24 protein-coding genes are annotated in these 25,606 nt (G+C 63.0%); 6 read left to right on the top strand and 18 right to left on the bottom strand.

The features are described from left to right. Positions 1 to 3: 3 nt before the first annotated feature. The 13 genes from rsmG to D7S89_RS19350 all read right to left on the bottom strand — a co-directional run bounded on the left by rsmG (position 4) and on the right by D7S89_RS19350 (position 16,821). A complete protein-coding gene (rsmG, locus tag D7S89_RS19415; RefSeq protein ID WP_121280051.1) occupies positions 4 to 717 on the bottom strand; it encodes a 16S rRNA (guanine(527)-N(7))-methyltransferase RsmG in 714 nt (237 codons plus the stop codon). Continuing rightward, positions 714 to 2,675, bottom strand: a complete 1,962-nt coding sequence (mnmG, locus tag D7S89_RS19410; protein ID WP_121280048.1) for a tRNA uridine-5-carboxymethylaminomethyl(34) synthesis enzyme MnmG — start codon at positions 2,673 to 2,675, stop codon at positions 714 to 716. Before mnmG ends, rsmG begins: the two co-directional genes overlap by 4 nt. A gap of 202 nt (positions 2,676 to 2,877) precedes the next feature. Next, complete coding sequence (locus D7S89_RS19405) at positions 2,878 to 3,648, bottom strand: ABC transporter ATP-binding protein (RefSeq protein WP_121280046.1); 771 nt, start codon at positions 3,646 to 3,648, stop codon at positions 2,878 to 2,880. Between the two features lie 2 nt (positions 3,649 to 3,650). Then, entirely contained in the window at positions 3,651 to 5,435 is a 1,785-nt protein-coding gene (locus tag D7S89_RS19400) for a branched-chain amino acid ABC transporter ATP-binding protein/permease (RefSeq protein ID WP_121280353.1), read from the bottom strand. Between the two features lie 7 nt (positions 5,436 to 5,442). After that, a complete protein-coding gene (locus tag D7S89_RS19395; protein WP_121280043.1) occupies positions 5,443 to 6,498 on the bottom strand; it encodes a branched-chain amino acid ABC transporter permease in 1,056 nt (351 codons plus the stop codon). A 142-nt stretch (positions 6,499 to 6,640) separates the two neighbouring features. Further along, complete coding sequence (locus tag D7S89_RS19390) at positions 6,641 to 7,801, bottom strand: ABC transporter substrate-binding protein (RefSeq protein WP_121280040.1); 1,161 nt, start codon at positions 7,799 to 7,801, stop codon at positions 6,641 to 6,643. A 637-nt stretch (positions 7,802 to 8,438) separates the two neighbouring features. Next, complete coding sequence (locus D7S89_RS19380; protein WP_121280035.1) at positions 8,439 to 9,410, bottom strand: branched-chain amino acid ABC transporter permease; 972 nt, start codon at positions 9,408 to 9,410, stop codon at positions 8,439 to 8,441. Continuing rightward, on the bottom strand, positions 9,410 to 10,294 hold the full coding sequence (locus D7S89_RS19375) for a branched-chain amino acid ABC transporter permease (RefSeq protein ID WP_121280033.1): 885 nt from the start codon (positions 10,292 to 10,294) through the stop codon (positions 9,410 to 9,412). Before D7S89_RS19375 ends, D7S89_RS19380 begins: the two co-directional genes overlap by 1 nt. A 96-nt stretch (positions 10,295 to 10,390) precedes the next feature. Then, positions 10,391 to 11,611 carry an ABC transporter substrate-binding protein gene (locus tag D7S89_RS19370; protein ID WP_121280030.1) on the bottom strand — a complete coding sequence of 407 codons (1,221 nt, stop codon included), beginning with the start codon at positions 11,609 to 11,611 and terminating at the stop codon, positions 10,391 to 10,393. Between the two features lie 102 nt (positions 11,612 to 11,713). Next, positions 11,714 to 12,481 carry an ABC transporter ATP-binding protein gene (locus D7S89_RS19365; RefSeq protein ID WP_121280028.1) on the bottom strand — a complete coding sequence of 256 codons (768 nt, stop codon included), beginning with the start codon at positions 12,479 to 12,481 and terminating at the stop codon, positions 11,714 to 11,716. Continuing rightward, entirely contained in the window at positions 12,478 to 13,257 is a 780-nt protein-coding gene (locus D7S89_RS19360) for an ABC transporter ATP-binding protein (RefSeq protein WP_121280351.1), read from the bottom strand. Before D7S89_RS19360 ends, D7S89_RS19365 begins: the two co-directional genes overlap by 4 nt. 303 nt (positions 13,258 to 13,560) lie before the next feature. Beyond that, positions 13,561 to 15,267, bottom strand: a complete 1,707-nt coding sequence (locus D7S89_RS19355; RefSeq protein WP_121280025.1) for a GMC family oxidoreductase — start codon at positions 15,265 to 15,267, stop codon at positions 13,561 to 13,563. A 36-nt stretch (positions 15,268 to 15,303) separates the two neighbouring features. Then, positions 15,304 to 16,821: a CoA-acylating methylmalonate-semialdehyde dehydrogenase gene (locus D7S89_RS19350; protein ID WP_121280022.1), complete on the bottom strand. Its 1,518-nt coding sequence runs from the start codon at positions 16,819 to 16,821 to the stop codon at positions 15,304 to 15,306. A gap of 112 nt (positions 16,822 to 16,933) precedes the next feature. Here D7S89_RS19350 and D7S89_RS19345 point away from each other — a divergent pair, with 112 nt between their 5' ends. Next, a complete protein-coding gene (locus D7S89_RS19345) occupies positions 16,934 to 17,830 on the top strand; it encodes a LysR family transcriptional regulator (RefSeq protein ID WP_121280019.1) in 897 nt (298 codons plus the stop codon). 193 nt (positions 17,831 to 18,023) lie between these two features. After that, the gene (locus D7S89_RS19340) at positions 18,024 to 18,563 is read left to right on the top strand and encodes a class IV adenylate cyclase (RefSeq protein ID WP_121280016.1); all 540 of its coding nucleotides are present in this window, start codon (positions 18,024 to 18,026) and stop codon (positions 18,561 to 18,563) included. Between the two features lie 9 nt (positions 18,564 to 18,572). Here D7S89_RS19340 and D7S89_RS19335 read toward each other — a convergent pair whose 3' ends face one another. Next, positions 18,573 to 19,064: an Lrp/AsnC family transcriptional regulator gene (locus D7S89_RS19335; protein ID WP_121280013.1), complete on the bottom strand. Its 492-nt coding sequence runs from the start codon at positions 19,062 to 19,064 to the stop codon at positions 18,573 to 18,575. A 139-nt stretch (positions 19,065 to 19,203) separates the two neighbouring features. On the opposite strand from D7S89_RS19335, the gene phhA reads away from it, so the two are divergent. Further along, on the top strand, positions 19,204 to 20,100 hold the full coding sequence (phhA, locus tag D7S89_RS19330) for a phenylalanine 4-monooxygenase (protein ID WP_220702183.1): 897 nt from the start codon (positions 19,204 to 19,206) through the stop codon (positions 20,098 to 20,100). A gap of 121 nt (positions 20,101 to 20,221) precedes the next feature. Further along, a complete protein-coding gene (locus D7S89_RS19325) occupies positions 20,222 to 20,527 on the top strand; it encodes a 4a-hydroxytetrahydrobiopterin dehydratase (RefSeq protein ID WP_121280346.1) in 306 nt (101 codons plus the stop codon). A 27-nt stretch (positions 20,528 to 20,554) separates the two neighbouring features. On the opposite strand, the gene D7S89_RS19320 is transcribed toward D7S89_RS19325, so the two are convergent. Next, positions 20,555 to 20,791 carry a DUF3717 domain-containing protein gene (locus D7S89_RS19320; RefSeq protein WP_121280010.1) on the bottom strand — a complete coding sequence of 79 codons (237 nt, stop codon included), beginning with the start codon at positions 20,789 to 20,791 and terminating at the stop codon, positions 20,555 to 20,557. Between the two features lie 167 nt (positions 20,792 to 20,958). On the opposite strand from D7S89_RS19320, the gene D7S89_RS19315 reads away from it, so the two are divergent. Next, positions 20,959 to 21,645, top strand: a complete 687-nt coding sequence (locus tag D7S89_RS19315; RefSeq protein WP_121280008.1) for a response regulator transcription factor — start codon at positions 20,959 to 20,961, stop codon at positions 21,643 to 21,645. A 96-nt stretch (positions 21,646 to 21,741) separates the two neighbouring features. Next, positions 21,742 to 23,262 carry a sensor histidine kinase gene (locus D7S89_RS19310; protein ID WP_121280006.1) on the top strand — a complete coding sequence of 507 codons (1,521 nt, stop codon included), beginning with the start codon at positions 21,742 to 21,744 and terminating at the stop codon, positions 23,260 to 23,262. 37 nt (positions 23,263 to 23,299) lie between these two features. Here the strand turns inward: D7S89_RS19310 and D7S89_RS19305 are convergent, their stop codons facing one another. The 3 genes from D7S89_RS19305 to D7S89_RS19295 all read right to left on the bottom strand — a co-directional run bounded on the left by D7S89_RS19305 (position 23,300) and on the right by D7S89_RS19295 (position 25,490). Continuing rightward, on the bottom strand, positions 23,300 to 23,767 hold the full coding sequence (locus D7S89_RS19305) for an SET domain-containing protein (protein WP_121280004.1): 468 nt from the start codon (positions 23,765 to 23,767) through the stop codon (positions 23,300 to 23,302). 213 nt (positions 23,768 to 23,980) lie between these two features. Beyond that, complete coding sequence (locus D7S89_RS19300) at positions 23,981 to 24,697, bottom strand: glutamine amidotransferase (protein WP_121280002.1); 717 nt, start codon at positions 24,695 to 24,697, stop codon at positions 23,981 to 23,983. A gap of 148 nt (positions 24,698 to 24,845) precedes the next feature. Next, positions 24,846 to 25,490: a MarR family winged helix-turn-helix transcriptional regulator gene (locus tag D7S89_RS19295; protein ID WP_121280000.1), complete on the bottom strand. Its 645-nt coding sequence runs from the start codon at positions 25,488 to 25,490 to the stop codon at positions 24,846 to 24,848. Positions 25,491 to 25,606: the final 116 nt, after the last annotated feature.

Below are 25,606 nucleotides of genomic sequence, written 5' to 3'. Positions count from 1 at the left end.
TTGTTACTGCTTTGAGCCGCTTGACGCGTCGCCGTCGACGACGACTTCAACGAGGTGGCGCTCGGCGTCGAGTGCCGGCACCGTCAATCGAATGACCTGTGCGACCTGCGATCCGCCAGGCAACCGTGCAATTTCACCGTCGGGGCGCACGCCCTTCATCGCCCAGATCGCCCCTCGCTCGCTCACCAAATGCCGCGCAAGTGTAACGAAATCGGCGAGCTCTGCGAATGCTCGCGACACGATTGCATCGAATTTTCCGGGGACTTCGACACCAGGCCGCAACGTTTCGACCCGCCCCGTCACCACCGACAGGTTATCGAGCTTCAGTTGAGCTTTGACTTGCGACTGAAACGCCGTCTTCTTTTGAACGATGTCGTTCAGCGTGACGGATCGGTCGGGCAACACGATTGCGAGCACGATGCCCGGCAAACCGCCGCCGGAACCGACATCGAGAATCGATTTGGCTTCACTCGCGGCAAGATGCGGCACGACCGACAGCGAGTCGAGAATGTGCTGGATCAGCATCTGCCGCGGATCGCGAATCGCAGTCAGGTTGTAGACCGTGTTCCACTTCGCCAACAGTGCCACGTAGTCGAGCAGACGCGCCACCTGGTCTTCGGTCAACGCCACACCAAGCTCGGCCGCGCCCGAGTCCAGCAACTCACGCAGCGATGCCCTATCGTCGGTGCGGCCCCCGTTCGTACGCGGCGCCGTCATTGGGCCGCCGGAGCAGCATCCGCCCCGCTTTCATCAGCCGCGCTCGTCTTGCGACGCCCCAGGCCTTTCTTCAGATGGACCATCAGCAACGAGATCGTCGCAGGCGTGATGCCCGAAATGCGCGACGCCTGTCCGATCGTTTCCGGGCGGAATTGATTGAGCTTCTGGCTGGCCTCGAACGACAAGCCACGCACCGTCGTGTAATCCAGGTCGGTCGGCAAACGCGTATTTTCGTTGGCCTCGTTACGTTGAATCTCGTCCGCCTGACGGTCGATATAGCCCTGATATTTGATGCCGATCTCGATCTGCTCCTTGATCTGATCAAGCAGCACCGGATCGTCAGCTAACACCTCTGCCGAGCCGCAGGTCCCTTCGAGCAGTCCGCACACGCCGTCATAAGTCACACCAGGGCGACGCAGCAGGTCCGCGAGACTGTATTCGTGATCGATCGGTTTGCCGAGCAGCATCGTGGCCTCTTCGGCTGACAACGTCTTGGGGTTCACCCACGTCGTACGCAGACGTTCTGTTTCACGTGAAACAGCGTCGCGCTTGCGGCAGAAGGCATCCCAACGAACATCGTCCACGACGCCGAGCTCGCGGCCGATCTCGGTCAGACGCATGTCGGCGTTGTCTTCGCGCAGGCTCAGTCGGTACTCGGCCCGGCTCGTGAACATACGATATGGCTCGGAGACACCTCGGGTGACGAGATCGTCGACGAGCACGCCGAGGTAAGCCTGATCGCGGCGCGGCGACCAAGCCTCTTTCTCCTGCACAAAACGGCCCGCATTGATACCGGCGAGCAGCCCTTGGGCCGCCGCTTCTTCATAGCCGGTCGTCCCGTTGATCTGGCCCGCGAAAAACAAACCGCGAATCGCCTTCGTCTCCAGCGACGCTTTCAGGCCACGCGGATCGAAGTAGTCGTATTCGATTGCGTAACCAGGTCGCAGGATATGGGCATTCTCGAGACCGCGCATCGAATGCACGAGCTCGAGTTGCACGTCGAACGGCAGGCTGGTCGAGATACCGTTCGGATAGAACTCGTTCGTTGTCAGCCCTTCCGGTTCGAGGAAGATTTGATGCGAGGCCTTCGAGGCGAAGCGGTGAATCTTGTCCTCGATCGACGGACAGTAGCGCGGCCCCACTCCTTCGATGAGACCCGTGTACATCGGCGAGCGATCGAGGCCACCACGGATGATGTCGTGCGTGCGCTCGTTCGTATGCGTCACCCAGCACGGCATTTGACGCGGATGCTGTTCGGCGCGACCGAGGAACGAGAACACCGGAATCGGGTCGAGATCGCCGGGTTGCTCCTCGAGCACCGAGAAGTCGATCGTGCGACCGTCGATGCGCGGCGGCGTACCCGTCTTGAGCCGGCCTTGCGGCAGCTTGAGCTCTTTCAGACGCGCAGACAGCGACACCGCAGCGGGATCGCCTGCACGACCACCCGTATAGTGGTTGAGCCCGACGTGAATCTTTCCGTCCAGGAACGTGCCTGCCGTCAGCACAACAGCGCGCGCTCGAAAACGCACCCCTACCTGCGTGACGGCACCGACCACGCGGTCGCCCTCGACGATCAAATCCTCGACCGCCTGTTGGAACAGCGACAAATTCGGCTGATTCTCCAGACGATGACGAATCGCCTGCTTATAGAGCAAGCGGTCGGCTTGCGCGCGCGTGGCACGCACAGCTGGCCCCTTCGACGAATTCAGGATACGGAACTGAATGCCGCCTTCATCGGTGGCTGCGGCCATCGCGCCGCCTAGCGCGTCGACTTCCTTGACCAGATGTCCTTTGCCAATGCCGCCGATCGACGGATTGCAGCTCATCTGGCCGAGCGTCTCGATGTTGTGCGTAAGCAGCAGCGTCTTGGCGCCCATGCGCGCGGACGCCAAAGCAGCCTCCGTGCCGGCATGGCCACCGCCGACGACGATAACGTCAAATTCTGTGGGATAAAGCATTGCAGACCCCGCGCGGAGAAGTTGCGCGAGCCTTTCGGAGAAATGGGTATGCGCGGAATTATAGCGTGTCGGCCGGAGTTGGCGCTTTAGCGCCTTACTCCGGCCCCATGCAGAGCAAGCCTCTTCCCGGTCCCTCCCCTAAGTAGCTAACGGCATGTTTCACGTGAAACACGCCGCAGCAAACGCCATACGATCAGCCGATTCAGGCGCTCTTCTTGGCCAATCCGAGGTAGGTTTCAATCACGCGCGGATTCTTCGCGAGCTCGCCCGCTGGGCCCTGCATCGCGAGTTCGCCAGTTTCGAGCACGTATCCGTAATCAGACACTTGCAACGCGGCGCGCGCATTCTGCTCGATCAGCAACGTTGCGACGCCAGTACCGCGCAACGCACTGATGATATGGAAGATCTCTTTGACGATCAGCGGCGCCAATCCGAGGCTCGGCTCATCGAGCATGAGCAGATTCGGTTTGCCCATCAAGGCCCGCCCCAACGCCAACATCTGCCGTTCGCCACCCGACAACGTCCCTGCCGCTTGCTTGCGCCGTTCCTTCAACCGCGGAAACAGGCCGAACACCGGCTCTAACTGATCAAGGTAATTGCGCTCGCCAGCCCGCTTGCGTCGATAAGCGCCAAGCAACAAGTTATCCTCGACGCTCATCGACGCGAACAGTTCGCGCTTCTCGGGCACCAGGCACATACCGAGCGCCACCCGCCTTTCGACGGGCAGCAAACTCACCTCCTCGTCGCGATACCGGACACTGCCCTTCGCATGCCCCGTGGTCGGTAATGCCCCCATGACCGCGTTGAGCAGCGTCGATTTCCCGGCGCCGTTCGGCCCGATCACGCTGACGATCTGACCAGGCCCTACCTCGATCGACAGATCGTGCAACGCCTCCACTTTCCCGTAGCGCACCGACAGCCCGGAGACGGAAAGAATCGGCTTCATCGTCGATTTCGATTCACTCGTCGCCATGGTCACTCCACTCCGCCAAGGTAGGCTTCCACTACCGCTGGATCGTTCTGCACGTCCTGCGGCAATCCGTGTGCGATGCGCGTACCGAACTCCATTACGACAAGTTGATCGGCGAGATTCATCACAAAGTCCATATCGTGTTCGACGAGCAGTACGCTCATGCCCTCCGCTTTCAGCTTGCGCAACAGTTCGGCTAACCGCTGCTTCTCCTGATATCGCAGCCCTGCCGCCGGCTCGTCGAGCAGCAGCAACGTCGGATCGCAGCACAGCGCACGCGCGATTTCGAGAATCCGTTGCTGACCCAACGCGAGGCTGCCGGCTTCGTCGTACATGTGCTGTTCGAGGCCGACGCGCCGAATCTGCTGCGCCGCTTCCGCCATCAGGCGCCCTTCCTCCGTTGCATTGAGACGCGCGATGCTGCGCCAGACACCGGCTGAGCCACGCAGATGAGCGCCCAACGCTACGTTCTCGAGTACCGTCATGCCCGGCAGCAACTTCACGTGCTGGAACGTTCGTCCTATGCCTCGCTTGACGATTTCCCGTGAACTGAGCGCATCGATGCGCTCGCCATGGAAGTGGATCTGCCCGCGCGTCACCTGCAACACGCCGGTGACGAGATTGAACGTCGTCGACTTGCCAGCGCCGTTCGGCCCAATGAGCCCGACGATTTGCCCCGCCTTCACTTCGAAGCTGACGTCGTTGACGGCCACGAGCCCGCCAAACTCCTTGCGGGCACGGTCGACAGCCAGCAACAGCTCGCCTGCAGCTGGCTTGGCCCGGCGCGCGAGCGGCTCGGCGTGCTCGGGGACATGAGCACGCGGGCCACGCGGGAACCAGCGCGCCACGAACGGCCACACGCCTTGCCGAGCGTATTGCAACAGCAGGACCATCAGCACACCGAACACGATGATTTCGAAATTGCCGCTTTGGCCGAGCAGCATCGGCAACAGCGTTTGCAAATAATCCTGCACGACGGTGAGAATGGCCGCCCCGAGGATCGCCCCCCAGACATGCGACACCCCGCCTACGACGGCCATGAACAGATATTCGATGCCGTGATTGAGGCCGAACGGCGTCGGATTGACGGCGCGCTGCAGATGCGCGTACAGAAAGCCCGAGATGGCCGCCAGCACCGCTGAGTAGACGAAAATCACGACGCGCATCCAGGTCGTGTTGACGCCCATCGCCTCAGCCATCAGGCCGGCGCCTCGCAGCGAGCGGATTGCGCGGCCAGGCCGGCTGTTCAGCAGATTCTGCATCGATACGACGGCGCCGAACACGACGAGCCAGATCAGGTAGTAGATGCTGCGCCCAGATTCGAGCGACACGCCGAGCACGCGAAGGGCAGGAATGCCGTTGATGCCATCGTATTTGCCGAGCGCTTCGAGATTGCCGAACAGGTAGTACAGCGACAGCCCCCAGGCGATCGTGCCAAGCGGCAAAAAATGCCCCGACAGCCGCATCGTGATCGCGCCGATCACCAACGCGACGAACACGGTCAGCACAATGCCCGCCACGAGCGCGAGCCACGGTGAAACAGCGTACTGGGTCGTCAGATACGCGGTCGCATAGGCGCCGACACCGACGAAAGCCGCCTGCCCGAAACTCGTCATCCCCCCGATACCTGTCAGCAAAACGAGCCCGACCGCGACGATCGAGTACAGGCCGATATAGTTGAGCAGCGTAATCCAGTACTCGGGCACGTGAACTGGATGCGGCAGCACCGGCAACGCGAAGACGACAACGAGAAAGAGCCCGAAAAACTTGTGGTGCCAAAGCTTGCGCATCATCGTCTCACTCCTCTTCTTCTTCGACATGCGGGCTCGCGAGGCTGCGCCACAGCAGTACCGGAACGATCAGCGTGAAAACGATGACTTCCTTGTACGAGCTGGCCCAGAACGACGAATACGACTCGAGCAGGCCGACCAGCACTGAGCCCGCTGCCGCAAGTGGATAACTGACGAGACCGCCGATGATCGCGCCGACGAATCCCTTCAGCCCCATCAGGAAACCGGAGTCGTAATAGATCGTCGTCAGCGGCGCGACCAGAATGCCGCTCAGCGCACCGAGCGCGGCCGCCAGCGTGAACGCGAGCCGACCGGCCTGGGCGGTGCCGATGCCGACGAGCCGCGCACCCAGACGATTGACCGATGTCGCGCGCAACGCCTTGCCCGAGATCGAACGATCGAAATACAGGTAAAGCGCAGCGATCATCACGACGACGGTGACGACGACCCATAGGCTCTGCCCTGACACCGACAAGCTGCCAAGGGTGAGCGTCGCATCCGAAAACGGCGTCGTGCGCGAACCTTCGGCGCCGAACATCAGGAGTCCGAGCCCGACCATCACGAAGTGCACGGCGACGGCGACGATCAGCAGCAGCAGCGTCGTGGCCTCGGCGATGGGCTCATAAGCGAGCCGATAGACGAACGGCCCCATCGGCACGACGATGGACAGCGTCAGCGCGATCTGCACGATCATGGGCAACGATTGCACTGATAAGTGCAAGGCCAACGCGTAAACGGCCACTGGAAACAGCAAATATTTGCCGGCCAGCACGGCCAGCGTGCGCGGCAGTCGATGACGACGCTCGGCGTGCCGCGCAAGCCCGATCAGCTCGACAACGAAGCATGCGGCTCCGAGCACCATCAACAGCAGCGACGTCGGCGGCACCTTTTGCGTCTGCAAGGCCGCGAGCGTGAGCGCGCCGTATGAAACGAATTCCCCTTGCGGGATGAAGATGACGCGCGTCACCGAGAACACGAGCACGAGTGCGAGTGCAAGCAGCGCGTAGATCGCGCCCGTCGTGATGCCGTCTTGCGCGAGAATCGCCGCGATCGATAGATCCATACTGGGTGTGGTCCTACGCTTCGAAACGGAAAACGGGAGTCGAAAGAATCGAAATCGACATCGACAGACGCAACGCGGCGCTCGCATTGGCCGAACGGCCAACGTTGGCCACCCGCCCAAACGAGCGCTGCGTATGACGCCGTTACTCGCTATCGACGAGCTTCCACTTGCCGTCGACGATCTGCACCATCACGCGGGCGCGCTTATCGAGGCCATTGTGATTGCTGGCAGTGATATTCATGACGCCGTGAGAGATCGCCAGATCCTTGACGTTCTCGAGCTGATCGCGCAACGCGGCACGAAACGCCTCGCTACCGGGCTGGCCCTTCTTCAGCGCCTCCGGAATCGCAGTCTTCAGCATGAGCCCGGCGTCCCATGCGTGGCCGCCGAACGTCGACACCGTGCCTGCGCCGTACTTGCCCTCGTATCGCGTCTTGTACTCGGTCGCCGACTTCTTCACCGGATTCGAATCGGCCAATTGGTCGGCGACGAGAATCGGCCCGGCCGGCAGCAGTTCGCCGTCGCAATCCTTGCCGCACACGCGCAGGAAGTCGTTGTTGGCCACGCCGTGCGTTTGATAGACCTTGCCTTTATAACCGAGCGACTTGAGCTCCTTGGCCGGCAACGCGGCCGGCGTGCCCGATCCCGCGATCAGTACAGCGTCGGGGTTCGCGCTGAGCAGCTTCAGCGCCTGCCCTTTCACCGACGCATCCGTGCGCGCGTAGCGCTCGCTGCCGACGATCTTCAATTGATGCGCGCCAGCCGCACGCGTGAATTCGGTGAGCCAGCTGTCGCCATACGCATCGGCAAAGCCGATGAAGCCGACCGTCTTCACGCCGTGCTTCTGCATGGACTCGGCAATCGCGTCGGCCATCAGGCTGTCGTTCTGCGGCGTCTTGAACGCCCATTTGCGCTTGGCATCCATCGGCTCGACGATCTTGGCCGACGCCGCCATCGAGATCATCGGCGTCTTGCCGGCCGCGACCGGATCGAGCATCGCAATCGAGTTCGGCGTGACGGTCGAGCCGATGATCGCGTCGACGTGATCCTCGTCGATGAGCTTGTGTACGTCCTGCACGGCTTTGCCCGTATCGGAGCCGTCGTCGAGGACGATGTATTGCACCGTCTTGCCGCCGATTTCAGTCGGCAGCAACGCGATCGTGTTCTTCTCGGGCACACCCAGCGACGCGGCAGGCCCCGTCGCCGACAGCACGACGCCGATCTTCACTTGCGCAAGCGCTACCCCTGCGCCGCACATCAACGTCAATGCCACACCTTGGCGAACCCATTGCTTCATCGTCATTGCTGATCTCCCGACGCTTAGTGAAAGCGCATTGTTGTTGCCGGCGCTGATGCCAGCGTTGGTTTCGGATATCGAATTGCACGACAGGCGCCGGCGCGTAGGCGCGGCACCAATGGTCGGATGAAAAGGAAAGGTAAAGCACGACGACACGCCTCGCCAAGCACTGCGCTTGAACAGGCACATCGAAAATGTGAAATGAGGAATGCCGACTGTGAAGAAATGCGCGGCGCGGCACCGTTGAGGCGGCGGTGCGTGGTACTGCTGCCGGTGACCCATGGCGATTGGCAAATGCACGAATCGAAGCAAATCACGCGCACAAATGAAAAGCGCTGTTGGATTCCCTCCAACAGCGCTTCCGTCCGGGCACTTTGTGCCTCGATTGTCTCCTCGTTCTCCACCTGCAAATTCGGTGCATCAGAACTGGAACGAAGATTAAACAACCCCGTCCGCTGCGACAACCTAGCACTTTCCCTAGTGGGGCATGGATGCACGCAATTAGCGCATTCATCGATCATTTATGTCGAATTCCCAAGCAAATTCGACGCGTTGCTTTGTCCGCGGCGAGCCAATCGTTTGCATGCCCGCCGCGTTGCCCCACGTACCTCGTTTGCACCTGATTCGCGCCTGCTTTGCACCATTACGCGCGCAACACCCTCACGCGCGCAACGATCTCGCCGACGATGCCGCGCCGGAATGCAAGCACGCAGACGATGAAGATGAAGCCGATCGCGATCGTCGTCGATTCGCCGAGCGAAGCGAACCAGGCGATATGCGTCCATTGTGCGAGCGCATTGCCGATGTCGCCGAGCCGGTCTTCGAGCGTGACGATGATCGCCGCGCCGAGCAGCGGGCCGAACAACGTGCCCATGCCGCCCACGAGCGTCATGAGGATGACGAGGCCCGACATCGTCCAATACGCGTCGCCAAGCGTCTCGAAGCCGAGCACGAGCACCTTCATCGCGCCCGCCAGCCCTGCGAGCCCCGCCGACAGCACGAACGCGAGCAGCTTGAAGCGATCGGTGTCGTAGCCGAGCGAGATCGCGCGCGGCTCGTTCTCGCGAATCGCCTTCATCACCTGCCCGAACGGCGAATGCACGACGCGCACGATCAGCAGGAACGCCAGCACCGTGACCAGGAGCACGACGTAATAGAGCGCGAGGTCCGACGACAAATCGAGCAGTCCGAACAATTTGCCGCGCGGCACGCCCTGCAAACCGTCCTCGCCTTGCGTGAACGGTGCCTGCAGATAGATGAAATAGACCAGCTGCGCGAGCGCGAGCGTGACCATCGCGAAGTAGATGCCCTGCCTTCGGATCGCGAACGAGCCGACGACGAGGCCCAGCAGCGTGGCGGCAGCCGTGCCCGCGAGCACCCCCGGCAACGGCGCAAAACCGAGCGACTGGATCGAGTAGCCGGTCATATAGCCGGCCGTCGCGAGAAACATCGCGTGACCGAACGACAGCAGGCCCGTATAGCCGATCAGCAGATTGAAGGCGGCCGCGAACAACGCGAAGCACAGGACCTTCATCACGAACACGGGATAGGCGCCGATCCATGGCGCGGCGATAAGCCCCACGAGGAGCAAGCCGTAAAGCGCTTTTCTGTGCATCACCGTTCCTTGCCGAAAAGTCCTGCCGGACGCACGAGCAGCACGATCGCCATGATGACGAACACGACCGTCGCCGAGGCTTGCGGGTAGAACACGCGCGTGAAACCTTCGATCACGCCGAGCATGAGGCCCGTCACGATCGAACCCATGATCGAGCCCATGCCGCCGATCACGACGACGGCAAACACCGTGATGATCATCGGCTGGCCCATCAGCGGCGACACCTGGATCACGGGCGCCGCGAGCACGCCCGCGAACGCGGCCAGTGCCACGCCGAAGCCATAGGTCAGCGTGATCATGACGGGCACGTTCACGCCGAACGCCTCGACGAGCTTCGGATTCTCCGTGCCTGCGCGCAGATAGGCACCGAGGCGCGTCTTCTCGATCACGAACCAGGTGGCGAAACAGACCGCAAGCGACGCCACGACCACCCAAGCGCGATAGTTGGGCAGATACATGAAGCCGACGTTGGTCGCGCCGGACAGCGCGGCCGGCACGTCGTAGGGCTGCCCCGACGATCCGTAGATCGAACGGAACACCCCCTCGATGACGAGCGTGATGCCGAACGTCAGCAACAGGCCGTACAGATGATCGAGCTGATAGAGCCAGCGCAGCATCGACCGTTCGATCAGGATACCGAACAAACCGACGACGAGCGGCGCGAGGACGAGCATCGCCCAGTACGGCAGGCCCAGATAGGCGAAGCCCATCCAGGCCAGCATCGCGCCGAGCATGAACAATGCGCCGTGCGCGAAATTGATGACGTTGAGCAAGCCGAAGATGACCGCCAGCCCAAGGCTCAGAATCGCATAGAACGACCCGTTGACGAGCCCGAGCAGCAGCTGACTCAGCATCGCCGGCAACGGAATGCCAAAGATGTCCATGAACGTGCCGTCCTGGTTAAAGCCATACCAAAGTCCGTCGGCCGTAGTTGTGCTTTAGCACTTACCACTGACTACGGCACCATGCAGAACACCGCATCACTTCCACAACGCGCAGCGCGATTCGGCCTTCGTCGTGAATGCCTCGTCGCCCGGAATCGTCGCGACGAGCTTGTAGTAGTCCCACGGCTTCTTCGACTCGGCCGGCGTCTTGACCTGATACAGGTACATGTCGTGGATCGTGCTGCCGTCTGCACGGATGTAGCTCTTCCCATAGAAGTCGTCGATCTTCGTCTTCTTCAGCTGCGCCATGACCTTGTCGGCGTCAACCGAGCCCACCGCCTTCACGGCGTTCAAGTACGCCATCGTCGACGAATAGTCCGCCGCTTGCAGGCTCGACGGCATCTTGCCCGTCTTCGCGAAGTAGCGCTGCGCCCACTTGCGCGACGCATCGTTCTGATCCCAGTACCAGCTGTCGGTCAGCAACAGACCCTCCGCCGACGGCAGGCCCACGCTATGCACGTCGTCGATGAACATCAGCAGCGCGGCGAGCTTCATCGTCTTCGTGATGCCGAATTCCTTTGCGGCCTTGATCGCATTGACGGTATCGCCGCCTGCATTGGCCAAGCCGAGGATCTGCGCCTTCGACGCCTGCGCCTGCAGCAGGAACGAGGAGAAATCGGACGCCGACAGCGGATGCAACGAACGGCCGAGCACCTTGCCGCCGTTCTTCTCGACGACCTCGCTCGTGTTCTTGTCGAGCGACTTGCCGAATGCGTAGTCGGCGGTCAGGAAATACCAGGTCTTGCCGCCGTTCTTCACGACCGCCGCGCCCGTACCCTTGGCCAGCGCCGTCGTGTCATACGCGTAGTGGATCGTATAAGGCGTGCATTGCTCGTTGGTCAGCGCATCGGTGCCGGCGCCGATCGCAATGAACGGCCGCTTCTTCTCCTTCGCTACGCCGTTCATCGACAGCGCCGTGGCCGAGTTCGTGCCGCCGATCAGCAGGTCGAGGCCTTCCGTGTCCATCCATTTGCGTGCGGTCGATGCCGCGATGTCGGCCTTGTTCTGGTGGTCGGCGACGAGCACCTTGATCGGTTTGCCGTTGACCTTGCCGCCGAAGTCCTCGACGGCCATCTTGACGGCGGTTGCGCCACCGCTGCCGTCGATGTCGGCATACAGGCCCGACAAGTCGGTGATGAAGCCGATGGTGACGGTGTTCTCGTCGGCTTGAGCCTGCTGCGCGCCACATACTGCAGCCAACGCGACCCCGCCTGCTGCGAGAGAACGGACAACGCGTGCGAGCACCTTCATCTTCATTGATATCTCCTTCGTTGCGTTATTGATTTTCTTGCGATATCACGCAAAGACATGCGTGCAGTGCCGACGACGCGTGCGATGTCCGCCACGCGCCGCCCGCCGTCAGACACCGAGCAGGTCGTGCAGCGCCGGCATCTTGCTTTCGAGTTCGCTTGCGCCGAAATGCTCGACGATGCGGCCGTGCTCCATCACGTAGAAGCGGTCGGCCAGCGGTGCGGCGAAGCGGAAGTTCTGTTCGACCATCACGATCGTGTAGCCGCGTGCCTTGAGCGCATTGATCATGCGCGCCAGCGCTTGCACGATGACCGGCGCGAGCCCTTCGGAAATCTCGTCGAGCAGCAGCAGGTTCGCGCCGGTGCGCAACACGCGCGCGACCGCGAGCATCTGCTGCTCGCCGCCCGAGAGCCGCGTGCCCTGGCTCATGCGGCGCTCCTGCAGATTCGGGAACATCGCGTAGATCTCGTCGATCGACATGGCATAAGCGGGATCGCCGACCATCGGCGGCAGCAGCAGATTCTCCTCGCACGACAGGCTCGAGAAGATGCCGCGCTCCTCGGGGCAATAGCCGATGCCGCAATGCGCGATCCGGTGCGTCGCCAGGTCGATCGTCTCGCGCTCGCCGATGCGGATCGAACCGGTGCGCCGGCCCGTGAGCCCCATGATCGCGCGGAGCGTGGTCGTGCGGCCCGCGCCGTTGCGCCCGAGCAGCGTCACGACTTCGCCGCGGTTCACGTTCAAATCGACGCCGTGCAGGATGTGCGACTCGCCGTACCACGCCTGCAGGCCTGCGATCGTCAGCGCAGGCTCGAGCACGCGTGTGTCTTGTGCCGCGTCGTTGACTTCGACGTTCTCGCGCTGCGTTTGATTCATCCGTGCGTCCCCGTCAGCGCCGCATCGGCACTGCCCATATAGGCTTGCATCACGAGCGGATTCTTCGATACCTCCGCATAGCTGCCTTCGGCCAGGACTTCGCCGCGCTGCAGGACGGTGATCGTGTCGGAGATGCCCGCGATGACGTTCATGTTGTGCTCGACCATCAGGATCGTGCGCCCGGCCGACACCTTCTTGATCAGTGCCGTCACGCGATCGACGTCCTCATGCCCCATGCCCTGCGTCGGTTCGTCGAGCAGCATCAGCTCGGGCTCCATCGCGAGCGTCGTCGCGATCTCGAGCGCGCGCTTGCGGCCATACGAGAGTTCGACGGTCGCCGTCTCGGCGAAATCGGTCAGGCCCACTTGCGCGAGCAGTTCGAGCGCGCGTTCGTCGAGCTGCTTCAACGTGCGTTCGCTACGCCAGAAGTGGAACGTCGTGCCGAGCGCGCGCTGCAAGCCTACGCGCACGTTCTGAAGGACGGTGAGGTGCGGAAAGACCGCCGAGATCTGGAACGAGCGGATGATGCCGCGCCGCGCGATCTGTGCGGGACGCTCGCGCGTGATATCGACGTTGTTGAAGACGATCTGGCCCGCGGTGGGTTCGAGAAACTTCGTAAGCAGATTGAAGCAGGTGGTCTTGCCCGCGCCGTTGGGGCCGATCAGCGCATGAATCGAGCCGCGGCGCACACGCAGGTTCACGCCGTTGACAGCGGTGAAGCCCTTGAATTCCTTGGTCAGCCCGCGCGTTTCGAGAATCGTATCGCCGAGAATCATGTCCCCTTCCATGCGAAATCAGGCGAAACACCGCTTATGTGCACGCCGAGTCGGCGTATCGCACGCTTCACGAGGTTTCCGTGTTGCCGGAACCTCGCCTTCTTTCTTTTGGCATGGTGCATCAACGCGGGGAGGTCCGCCCCGCACCATGCGGCCTCGCGCATTGTCTCCCCATTGATGCAGCGCATTCATTGGGATTTGCACTAGTGCTTAATTGCGTAAGGACAAACCCAAAGGGAAGCGGGCACGCCATTTGTCATGCTCCCTTCTCACGCGAGCGAATTAAGTGGTTCGAGTGGTTTGTCACCCCGCCGACACAGTAGCTGCCTCATACGCTGCCCCGCCCGAACGCCCCTTGTTCAGCGCGCGACGCTCGGCGCGGATCATCTCGCTCGCGCGCTCGGCGATCATCAGCGTCGGCGAATTGGTGTTGCCCGAGGTGATTCGCGGCATGATCGACGCATCGACGACGCGCAGCCCCGCCACGCCGATCACGCGCAGGCGCGAATCGACGACGGCGCCGGGATCATTGGTCACCCCCATGCGACAGGTCCCGACAGGATGGAAAATCGTCGTGCCGATCGCGCCGGCCGCCTGCGCCAGTTCTTCCTCGGTTTGAAACTGTATGCCGGGCAGGATCTCTTCGGGCGCATAGCGCGCGAGCGCCGGGGCCTGCACGATGCGCCGCGTCAGACGCAGCGCGTTCGCTGCGACACGGCGGTCATAGTCGGTCGACAGGTAGTTGGGCGCGATCAGTGGCGGCGCATGCGGGTCGGGCGACTCGATGTGGATGCTGCCGCGCGAAGTCGGCCGCAGGTGGCAAGCCGACGCCGTAAACGCATTGAAACGATGCAGCGGCTCGCCGAAGCGATCGAGCGACAGCGGCTGCACGTGGTATTCGATGTCGGGCCGCGTAATCGATGCATCGCCATTCGACGACTTCGCGAACGCGCCGAGCTGGGACGGCGACATCGACATCGGGCCGCTGCGCCAGAGCGCATATTGCATGCCGATCCAGAGCTTGCCCCACCAGTGCGCCGTCATCGTGTTCAGCGTGCGCACGCCACGCACGCGATAAGCCATGCGCAACTGCAGATGGTCTTGCAGATTCTCGCCGACGCCGGGCAAGTCCTTCACGACGTCGATCCCGAACCGTTGCAGCCGTGCGCCGTCGCCGATGCCCGAGAGCTCGAGCAGCTGCGGCGAATTGACGGCGCCCGCCGCCAGTACGACTTCGAGCCGCGCCTTGACTGCCACCTCACGCGCATCGTCGTCGGTACCGATACGAAACGCCACGCCCGTGCAGCGCGTACCGTCGAACGTGAGGCGCCTCACCTGCGCCCCCGTGACGACGGTCAGGTTCGGCCGCGTAGTAGCGGGGCGTAAAAAGGCTTTCGAGGCATTCCAGCGAATGCCGCGTTTCTGGTTGACTTCGAAGTACCCGACGCCCGTGTTGTCGCCGCGATTGAAGTCGTCGGTGGCCGGAATGCCCGCTTGCTGCGCGGCTTCACGAAACGCTTCGAGCACCTTCCATTTGAGGCGCTGCTTCTCGACGCGCCAGGACCCGCCCGCGCCATGCCATTCGTTGGCGCCGCCGTGATGATCTTCGCTACGCTTGAAGACGGGCAGTACCGCGTCCCATGCCCAGGAGGCGTCGCCGGTCTCGCGCGCCCACTCGTCATAGTCTTCGCGCTGCCCGCGCATGTAGATCATGCCGTTGATCGACGAGCTGCCGCCGAGCACGCGGCCGCGCGGATAGGCGAGCGAGCGGCCGTTCAGGCCCGCCTCCGCGCCCGTGCGATAAAGCCAGTCGGTGCGCGGATTGCCGATGCAATACAGATAGCCGACGGGCACGTGAATCCAGTGATAGTCGTCCTTGCCGCCCGCTTCGATCAGCAGCACGCGCACATCGCCGTCTTCGCTGAGCCGGTTCGCGAGCACGCAGCCGGCCGTGCCCGCGCCGACGATCACGTAATCGAACTCGCCTTCGGGAATCGCTTGTTTGGTCACGCCGCACCCTGTCGAAGTGAGGGATTCGTTATCGGCTTACTTCGCGACGGGCATCGTGAACTCCGCGCCCTTTGCGATGCTGTCGGGCCAGCGCTGCATCACGCTCTTGTAGCGCGTATAGAAGCGCACGCCCTCTTCGCCGTAGGCATGGTGATCGCCGAACAACGACTTCTTCCAGCCGCCGAACGAGTGCCAGGCCATCGGCACCGGAATCGGCACGTTGATGCCGACCATGCCGACCTGGATTTGCCGAGCGAACGCGCGCGCGATCCCGCCATCGGACGTGAAGCACGATACACCGTTGGCGAATTCGTGGGCGTTGATGAGCTGCACGGCGCTCGCGAAATCGGGCACGCGCACGATACACAGCACCGGGCCGAAGATTTCCTCGCGGTAGATGCTCATGTCGGTCGTCACGTCGTCGAACAGCGAACCGCCCAGGAAGAAACCCTGCTGTTGACCGGTCACCGCATGATCGCGTCCGTCGACGACGAGCTTGGCACCCGCCGCCACGCCGGCGTCGATGTAGGCGGACACCTTGGCACGATGCGCGGCCGTCACGAGCGGCCCCATCTCGGCATCGGGCTCCATGCCGTTCTTGATCTTGAGCGACTTCACGCGCGGCACGAGGCGCGCGATGAGTTCGTCGGCGATATGGCCCACGGCGACGGCGACCGAAATCGCCATGCAGCGCTCGCCGGCCGACCCGTAAGCCGCGCCGATCAGCGCATCGACGGCCTGGTCGAGATCGGCATCGGGCATCACGACGAGATGGTTCTTGGCGCCGCCGAGCGCCTGCACGCGCTTGCCGCGCCGCGTGCTTTCCGTGTGGATGTATTCGGCGATCGGCGTGGAGCCCACGAACGAGAGCGCGGCCACGTCGGGATGCTCGATCAGCGCATCGACGGCTACCTTGTCGCCGTGCACGACATTGAAGACGCCGTCGGGCAGACCCGCTTCCTTGAGCAGTTCAGCAAGCCTGCCCGACACCGAGGGATCGCGCTCGGAAGGCTTCAGCACGAACGTGTTGCCGCATGCGATCGCGATCGGGAACATCCAGCACGGCACCATCATCGGGAAATTGAACGGCGTGATGCCGGCCACGACACCGAGCGGCTGCCGCAGATTCCAGTTGTCGATACCGCCGCCGATCTGGTCCGTGAAGTCGGTTTTAAGCAGATTCGGAATGCCGCAGGCGAACTCGACGACCTCGATGCCGCGGATCACTTCGCCCTTCGCATCCGAGAACACCTTGCCGTGTTCGCGCGTGATGAGCTCGGCTAGCTCATCGTGATGGGCATCCAGCAGTTGCTTGAACTTGAACATCACGCGAGTGCGCTTGATCGGTGCCGTTTCGCTCCAGGCCGGGAACGCGGCCTTGGCTGCGGCAACGGCGGCCGACACTTCGCTCGTGCTCGCGAGCGGCACGCGGGTCGCGACAGTGCCGAGCGCAGGATTGAATACGTCGCTCGCGCGGCCGCTCTGGCCGGCCACGCTGCGCCCGCCGATGAAATGCGTCAACTCGCGCACGCCGCTTTGATCTGCTTCGCTCATGAATGCCCTCTGCAATGGGATGGGAATCTGCCGGTAAGCGTACCCGGGCATCTGGCACGAAATCCAATGAGTTATGCTCAACTGCTTTATAAGCGGCGCTAATATCGCGGGTATGGACCTGACTCTGCTCCGCGCGTTCGTCGCGGTCGCGCGCGTGGGAAATCTGACGCGCGCCAGCGCGCAACTGCATCTGACTCAGCCGGCCGTCAGCCTGCAACTGAAAAACCTGCAGGAGACGCTCGGCGTTGCGCTGTTCACGCGCACGTCGCATGGGCTGGTGCTGACGCGCGACGGCCAGGCGCTGCTACCGCACGCCGAGCGTGCACTTGCGGCGGCCGGCGATGTCGAGCGGGCCGCCGCGGCGTTGCGTCAAGAGGTACGCGGGCGGCTGCGCATCGGCACGATTCTCGACCCCCAATTCCTGCGGCTCGGCGGGTTCCTCAAACAGCTCGTCGAAACCTACCCGCAGATCGAACCGGCACTGCGGCACGGCATGTCGGGCTGGGTCGTCGAGCAAATCCGCGCGCAAGAACTCGACGTGGGCTACTACATCGGGCAGCCGCTCGATGAAGGCATGCCGGAAGGCCTTTTCCATGCGGCGACGCTCACGCACTTTCAATACCGCGTGCTCGCGCCGGCCGGCTGGAAGGATCGCGTCAGCCGCGCGCGCGACTGGCGTTCGCTGGCTGCGCTGCCGTGGATCTGGACGCCGCCGGCCTCCGCGCATCATCGGCTGCTGTCGCGGCGCTTCGCCGACGCCGGCGCGACACCCGTCAAGGTGGCCGAAGTCGATCAGGAGACGTCGATGCTCGATCTCGTGAAATCGGGTGTCGGTCTGACGCTGGTGCGCGATGCCACGGCGATCGCCGAGGCGCACGCGCATGCGCTGACGATCGTCGAGGGCATCACGGTGCCCACCGAGCTCACGTTCGTAGCACTGACAGCCCGGTTGGATGAGCCGGCGATTGCGGCGGCCTTCAAGCTGATCGAGTCGCAATGGACGATTTGACGCACCTGGCCCCAAGGAACCGCGCTTTTTGTTAGATTAGCCATAGCGGCGCGCGCCGCGCTGTCTCTTTCGTTTTTCGCATTTCCTCGCCGTCCCCCGCGGCTGCTCGATATCTCGACGCATCGACGCGATGCGCATCGAGCGGCCATCCCGTTCCCGTCTTACCCGTTCACGCTCACGACAGGAGCCCGACATGGCACGCAACATCGAAATCAAAGCCCGCGCCCGCGCACTCGACGAACTACGCGAACGGGCCGCGGTGCTCTCCACCGACGCACCGCTGATCTTTCGCCAGCAGGATTTCTTCTACGACGTCCCGCGCGGACGCCTGAAGCTGCGCCAGTTCGACGACGGCACACCGGCCGAGTTGATCTTCTATCAGCGCGACGACCGGGACGGCCCGAAGGCCTCGTACTACACGCGTAGCCCCGTGACGAATCCCGAAGCGATGCACGCGCTGCTCGCGACGGCGCTGACGACGCGCGGCATCGTCACCAAGGAGCGACAGGTCTATTTCGTTGGCCGCACGCGCGTCCATCTGGACCGTGTCGACGGTCTGGGCGATTTCGTCGAGCTCGAAGTCGTGCTCGAAGCCGGCGAAGACGAAGCCGATGGCACAGCCGAAGCCCACACGCTGCTCGCTAAACTCGGTGTGCAGCAAGCCGATCTCGTGGCCGTGGCGTATGTCGATCTGCTCAACGCCGCCGCGGCGCCGGCCCAGCAAGCGGCGTAAGTCAACGCGTTACGCCGGGCCCGTGCCCGGCGCCAGATGCCCGAGCGGCAGCGGCCCGTTGCGCTTGAACGTCGTGAGCACGATGTTCGAGCGCACGCTGTCGACCCCGGGCACACGCATGAGCTTCTTCATCACGAACGACGACAGCGCGTTCAGATCGGGCGCGACGATGCGCAACAGGTAATCGGCGTCGCCCACCACCGCATGACATTCGAGCACCTCGGGCAGCACGTCGATCTGCTGCTGAAACTGCTCGACGATCGAATCGCCGTGATGCTTGAGCTTCAGGCTCGTGAATGCCGTCACGCCGAGCCCGAGCTTTTCGGGCCGCAGCACGACGCGATAGCCGTCGACGACGCCCGCTGCCTCCAGCCGCTGCAAGCGCCGCCCGATCTGCGACGGCGACAATGGCACACGCTCGCCGAGCTGCTGATGCGTGGCTCGCCCGAAGCGCTGTAGCACCTCCAGCAAGGCCAAATCGAAGTGATCGAGTTCAAGCATGATTATTTCTCGCGTCAAAATTCATTTTGATGCGTGATTGTCGCATACAACTATCATAAAAAGCCAACTATGCGCCCTTCACGCATCGAAGCCGCTCTACACTTGCATTCAATCCCACCTCGATTGCAAGAACCCGATCATGTCCCCTGCCTCCACCGCCAAACTGAAAGAACAGTTCGACGCAGGCTTGACCACGCGCCCCGATTTCACGATCGATCAACCGCTGTCGCACTATGGCGAAGTCGATCACGCGGTCTGGAGCCAGCTGTTCGCGCGCCAGGCCGCGCTGCTCAAAGGCCGCGTCTGCAATGAATTTCTCGACGGTCTCGCGCTTCTGGAGTTGCCGGCCAACCGCGTGCCGTCGTTCGAAGCGATCAACCGTCAGTTGCGGCCCGCGACGGGCTGGGAGATCGTCGCGGTGCCGGGCCTCGTGCCCGAAGGCGTGTTCTTCGAGCACCTTGCGAACCGGCGCTTTCCGGTCACCTGGTGGATGCGCCGCCCCGACCAGCTCGACTACCTGCAGGAGCCCGACTGTTTCCATGATCTGTTCGGTCATGTGCCGCTGCTGATCAATCCGCATTTCGCCGACTACATGCACGCCTACGGCCGCGCCGCGCTCGCGTTCGCGGCTGGCGACGCCGATGCCGTGGCGCTGTTCGCCCGGCTGTACTGGTACACGGTGGAGTTCGGGCTGATTCGCGATGCGGCAAGCGCGAACGGCGTGCGCATCTACGGCGCGGGCATCGTCTCGAGCAAAGGCGAGACGCTGTACAGTCAGCAAAGCGCGGCGCCGAACCGCATCGGCTTCGATCTCGAACGCGTGATGCGTACGCGCTATCGCATCGACACGTTCCAGAAGACGTACTTCGTCATCGACGACTTCGAGCAGCTGTTCGACGTCGCGCGGCTCGAGTTCGCGCCGCTCGTCGAGAAACTGACCGGTGCGCCCGCCTTCGCGGCCGGCGACGTGCTCGACCTCGACATCGTCGTCACGCGCGGCACGCGTGAAGGATGGCTCGCCGACGGCGACATCTGATGCTTAATGCGAGTCCTGGAGCGGTGCGTCGCCATCTGTGGAAGAATTGGCCAAACGGCTTCGCGCCGCCTGCGCTCATGGCGCGGCGGCGCTGCCCCCTGCGGCCAACAGAGGTGACACGATGATCCATAAACTGACTTCCGAAGAACGCACGACACAACTCGCTCAACTGCATGGCTGGCAAGCCGTCACGGGCCGCGATGCGATCTTCCGCCATTTGAAGTTCGCCGATTTCAATGAGGCGTTCGGCTTCATGACGCGCATCGCGATCAAGGCACAAGAGATGAATCACCATCCCGAGTGGTTCAACGTCTATCACACCGTCGAAATCACGTTGACGACGCACGACGCGAACGGCGTCACCGAGCGCGACATTGCGCTCGCACGCTTCATCGACGAGGTGGCGAAAGCGATGCAGCGCGGCTGACCGGCGCCAAGCCGGAAAGCATGCCGATCAAGCCTGCCCGTTGCCGCCGCTCTTCTCACGCACGTACGCTTCCCATGCAGCGCGCGCGCCGGGCTCGAGCCCGTCCGACGGCAGAGTCGTCCGACGCTGTACAATCATCAGCGCATACGGCTTGGAGAGCGCGCTCGCCTCTTTGCACAAGCTAAGCTCGTCGCCGCTCGAAGGTGAGCGGCTGCGCCAGAAGTTGATCGCGGCTTCTAGTTCGTTGATCGTGATCTCGGACATGGTTTCGTGATTGCCTGGATGGCTACCTGCCGGAGTTTTTCTTGTGACTGCCCGCCTGCCGTGTGGCGACGGGGCACCGGCGAATCGCGTGCCGGCAGGGCGAATCGTGTGCCGGCTGCCGTGCGGCGTGCTAGAAATGCGTAACCCATTGTACTTGAGCGAATTCCATGCGACTCCTTCTGATTGAAGACGACCGCCCCATCGCGCGCGGCATTCAAAGCAGCCTCGAACAAGCCGGTTTCACCGTCGACATGGTGCACGACGGCATCTTCGCCGAGCAGGCCCTCACGCAAAACCGCCACGAGCTCGTGATCCTCGACCTCGGCTTGCCCGGCATCGACGGCATGACGTTGCTCTCGCGCTTTCGCCAGAGCAACCGTCACACGCCGGTGATCGTGCTGACGGCACGCGACGAACTCAATGATCGCGTGCAAGGCCTGAACGCCGGCGCCGACGACTACATGCTCAAGCCGTTCGAGCCCGCCGAACTCGAAGCGCGCATCCGCGCGGTCATGCGCCGCAGCGGTCCGCATAGCGACATGCCGCGCCCCGAAGTATCGTTGGGCGGCGTGCGTCTGTCCGGCGTCGATCGCCGCATCTTCAACGAAGACAAGGCGCTCGAGCTGTCGCCGCGTGAGTTCGCGGTCCTCGAAATGCTGCTGCTGCGCCACGGCCGCGTCGTCAGCAAAGCCCAATTGCAGGATCACCTGACGCATTTCGGCGGCGATCTCGGCGATACCGCCATCGAGGTCTACGTGCACCGCGTGCGCAAGAAACTCGAGAACTGCCGCGTCGAAATCGTCACGGTGCGCGGCTTCGGTTATCTGTTGCAGGAAATCCGCCAGTCGTCCTAACGACAGGCGCTTGGTCAGCACAAGCCGGCGGGCCTACGCCGGCTTGTTGCGCGAACGCTCCCGCGCTTCGCGTTTTTCACTTTGTTCTGATTGAACATGCCCCACGCTAGCGCGACCAGCCTACGCCGTTCGCTTCTGCGGCGGCTTGCCGCTCCGCTGTCGTTGCTCGCCCTGATGAGCGGGCTCATCGCCTATTGGCTCGCGTGGCAGTACACGCAGCACGTCATCGACCGCTCGCTCGCCGATCTGGCCACCGCCATCTCGAAGCAGATACAGATCGCCGGCCCCAATGCGCCCGTCACCGTGCCACCGCTTGCGCAAGCGATGTTCTCGGATCCGACCGAGCACCTCATTTATCGCATCAGCGACGGCGAGCATGAAATCGCAGGCGACCCGAAGCTGCCGCTGTTCGGCACAGGCGTGCGGCACATGCGCTTCGCCTATATCTTCGAGACCCTCCATCGCGACATGCACGTGCGCGTCGCCCAGGTGCGCGTGACTCAGCCGCGCGGCAATCCGATGATCGTCGAAGTCGCGCAGCCGCTGCGGCACCGATACCGCATCGCGGCCGAATTCCTCGTCGCGATCATGATGCCGTTGCTGCTCTTGCTGCTTGCCGGGTGGGGTATCGTCTGGCGCGTCGTCAATCAGCAGCTCAATCCGCTCACGGCGCTCGCCGATTCCCTGAACCGACAGACACACACATCGCTCGAGCCCGTCGACGAAACCTACGTGCCGATCGAGATCCGTCCGCTCACGAGCGCGCTCAATGCGCTGCTCGAGCGCCTCAAGACGGCCGTCGACGCACAGCGCAAGTTCATCGCCGATGCCGCTCATCAGCTGCGCACCCCGCTGACGGCCGTCAAGCTGCACGCCGAACAGGCCGCCTGTGCGCGCGATGCGGCGCAGACGCTGGCTGCCGTGCACGAGCTGCGCGCGGCAGCCGATCGCGCGGTTCGCCTGTCGAATCAGTTGCTCTCGCTCGCTCGTGCGGAGCCGGGTACGCAGGCGGCGCGTTTTACCGACATCGACATCGCCGCGCTAGCGTTCGAAACGGGGGCCGAGTGGGTGCCGCGCGCATTGGCCGCGCATGTCGATCTGGGCTTTCAGCGCCTCGACGATCCGGCCAACGACAGTCCTCTGATCGCGCGCGGCAACGCGGTACTCCTGCGTGAAGTCATCGCCAACTTGCTCGACAACGCATTGAAGTACGCGCCCTCCGCCTGTGCGGAAAGCGCTCGCGTGACTGTCAGCGTGTCGAAGACGAGGACGGAAAGCGGGATCGCGCTCGCCGAAATCGTCGTGGAGGATAACGGTGCGGGCGTACCGGTCGCACTGCAAGCGGATCTCTTCAAGCGCTTTTTCCGCGGCGACCGGCAAACATCGGTGAGCGGCGACGTGGACGGCGGAGCGGGCCTCGGCCTGGCGATCGTGCACGACATCATGGTGCTGCACAGTGGCAGCGTGCAGTACGCAGACGCCGTCGGTGGCGGCGCGCGCTTCATCCTGCGGCTGCCGCTCGCCGCGCGCACCTCGGATGCGCCCGACGCGCAACCAGCCGAACCCGCTCGCGATCGCCTCGACAAGCCTACGCGGCGCGTACCGCTAGACCTCTGACAACCCGAGAAACCGCGGCAAGACGCTTGCCGCGAGATTAGCTCGCCGCCTTGCCGTTGCGTTTGGGCGCGAGCATCGTGCCGCGGCACTTGCGCGCACCACAGCGGCACGCATATTCCTCTTTCAGCTTCTTCGTGTAGCGTGCGTCGATGACGAGCCCGTAGTCGTAAAAGAGCTCCTCTTCCGTGGAAATGTCGCGCAGCGCATGAATGAACACGCGCCCCTCCACTTCCTCGGCCTCGCAGTTCGGCGCGCATGAATGGTTGATCCAGCGAGCACTGTTGCCGTTCACTTTACCGTCGATGACGCGGCCGTCCTCGAGCGCGAAATAGAACGTGTGATTCGGATCATCAGGATTGTGCGGATGACGCCGCAACGCCTCCTTCCACGAAATCCGCTCGCCCCGGTATTCCAGCAAACGCTCGCCGGCCTTGATCGGCGCAACGGCAAACACGCCCTTGCCATGCACACCGGAACGACGCACGACCAACTTGCGTGAACTCATCGACGAATCCTCTGAAAAACTTTCTTGCCGCCTCAGGCGCTGAACGTTCGCCGCGCGTACGCGCGTTTTCCGTTTTCGATCGCGGGATAGAAAACGCGGCGCCCGTGTGGGCGCCGCGTCGACTGTGACCTAACGTGTCACAGAACGAAATCGTACACGCGGACGATGTCCGGTTTCAACGTTGTCCGAACGAAATCGTACGTCGCGCCGCTGTTATGAGCATGTGGTCGGGAGCGTATCGAGCCATTGCGCGAACACGCTGCGGGCTTGCGTCTCGAGCGCCGGCGCAAAACGCACGGTATCGGCCCGCAACTGCTCCGCATCGAGCCCCTCGGCAACGATCTCGTGTGCATGACCGATGAGCCAGCGCTCGAACCGCTCGCCACGAATCTCAGGGTGGCACTGAAAGCCCATCACGTGGGCCCCCCACGAAAATGCCTGGTTCTCGCAAACCGGCGTCGAAGCAAGCCGTACGGCATCGACAGGCAAGTCGAACGTATCGCCATGCCAATGCAGCATCGACGTATGCGCGCCATCGAGATGCCTGACCGGCGAGGCGCGGCCTGCCTCGGTCAACGTGAGCGGAGCCCAGCCGATTTCCTTACGGCCTGCTGAATAAACGCGTGCGCCGAGCACACGCGCAATCAGCTGTGCGCCAAGACAGATGCCAAGCGTCGGCAGTCCGGCCGCAATGCGCTTTTCGAGAAACGCGACGAGCGGCTTCAACGTCGGATAAGCCGCATCGTCCGTCGCGCCGATCGGCCCGCCCAGTACGACGACGAGCGCGGGCCCTTCCGGGTTCGGCGCATCGAGTCGACCAAGGCCGACGTCGAGGTAGCGCACGGGGCAGGCCCGCTCGCCGAGCACCTGCTCGAGACTACCGAGGTCCTCGAAATGCACATGACGGATAGCGAGCACTTCGCGATTCATCGATGCTGATCCTCAAGGATGAGCGGGAACAGGGCCTTCAGCGACGGCAAACGACGAATCCGGATTCGCTTGCGTCATGCGAAGACTGCAAAAACGAGAGGCATTCGCGCAATCCGTGCGATGCGCGCTCAAACGTCCCAAACGGGCTTCAGCCCTGTTGCGCGAAGATCTTCCAGGTCTTCTTCTGCGTCGTCAGGTCGCCTTCCTCGTGCAGCGAGCAATCGAGACGCAGTTCGGCATCGCCGAACGACAGCTTCAACGCGTTGCAGTAATGCGGCGTCTTCTTCGGGTTCTTGCTCGGCTCGAAGTGCGTACACGTCACACACATGCGGTGCGCCGGGATATCGCCCTGCACCTGCAGTTGGCGAATCATCTTGAGCAGCATGCGATAGAACACAGCCTGCTCTTCGTCACGCAACGTGCCGATTGCTTCAGTCAGGAAGTCGGGCCATTGCAGTGCGCGCTTGGCCGCGGTACGACCGCGTGCCGTGAGCCGCACCGCCAGTGCGCGGCCGTCGTCGAGCGCGCGGCGCTTTTCGACGAGGCCCTTCGCCTCGAGCGTGCTGACCGCATCGCTCGTCGTAGCGGCCGTCAATGCCGTCTCGCGCGCGATTTCGCCAAGCCGCATCGGGGACTTACGCTGCATGAGCAAGACGAGAATCTCACCTTGAGTCGGCGTCAGCCCCGCACTTTCCGCCCACTCCCACGCCTGGCTGCGCATCGCCGTGCTTAACCGTAGCAGGCTGTGGGTCACGCGCCCGGTCGCCTGCTCTCCGTATACACCTTCGCTCATAGTCTTTCTTCGCTATTTCGCATTGACAGCATGCCGCTGCTGATTCGGTTGCCCGCACGTCCTATGCCTCGCGACGCGCCGGCAGCCGCCGTGGGATGACTTGCCCCTTCGTTGAG

Source organism: Trinickia fusca, from assembly GCF_003628145.1.
GTDB classification, from domain to species: Bacteria; Pseudomonadota; Gammaproteobacteria; order Burkholderiales; family Burkholderiaceae; genus Trinickia; species Trinickia fusca.
Note: the sequence above shows the minus strand (reverse complement) of the source record. Positions and strands in the feature narration are given on the sequence as shown.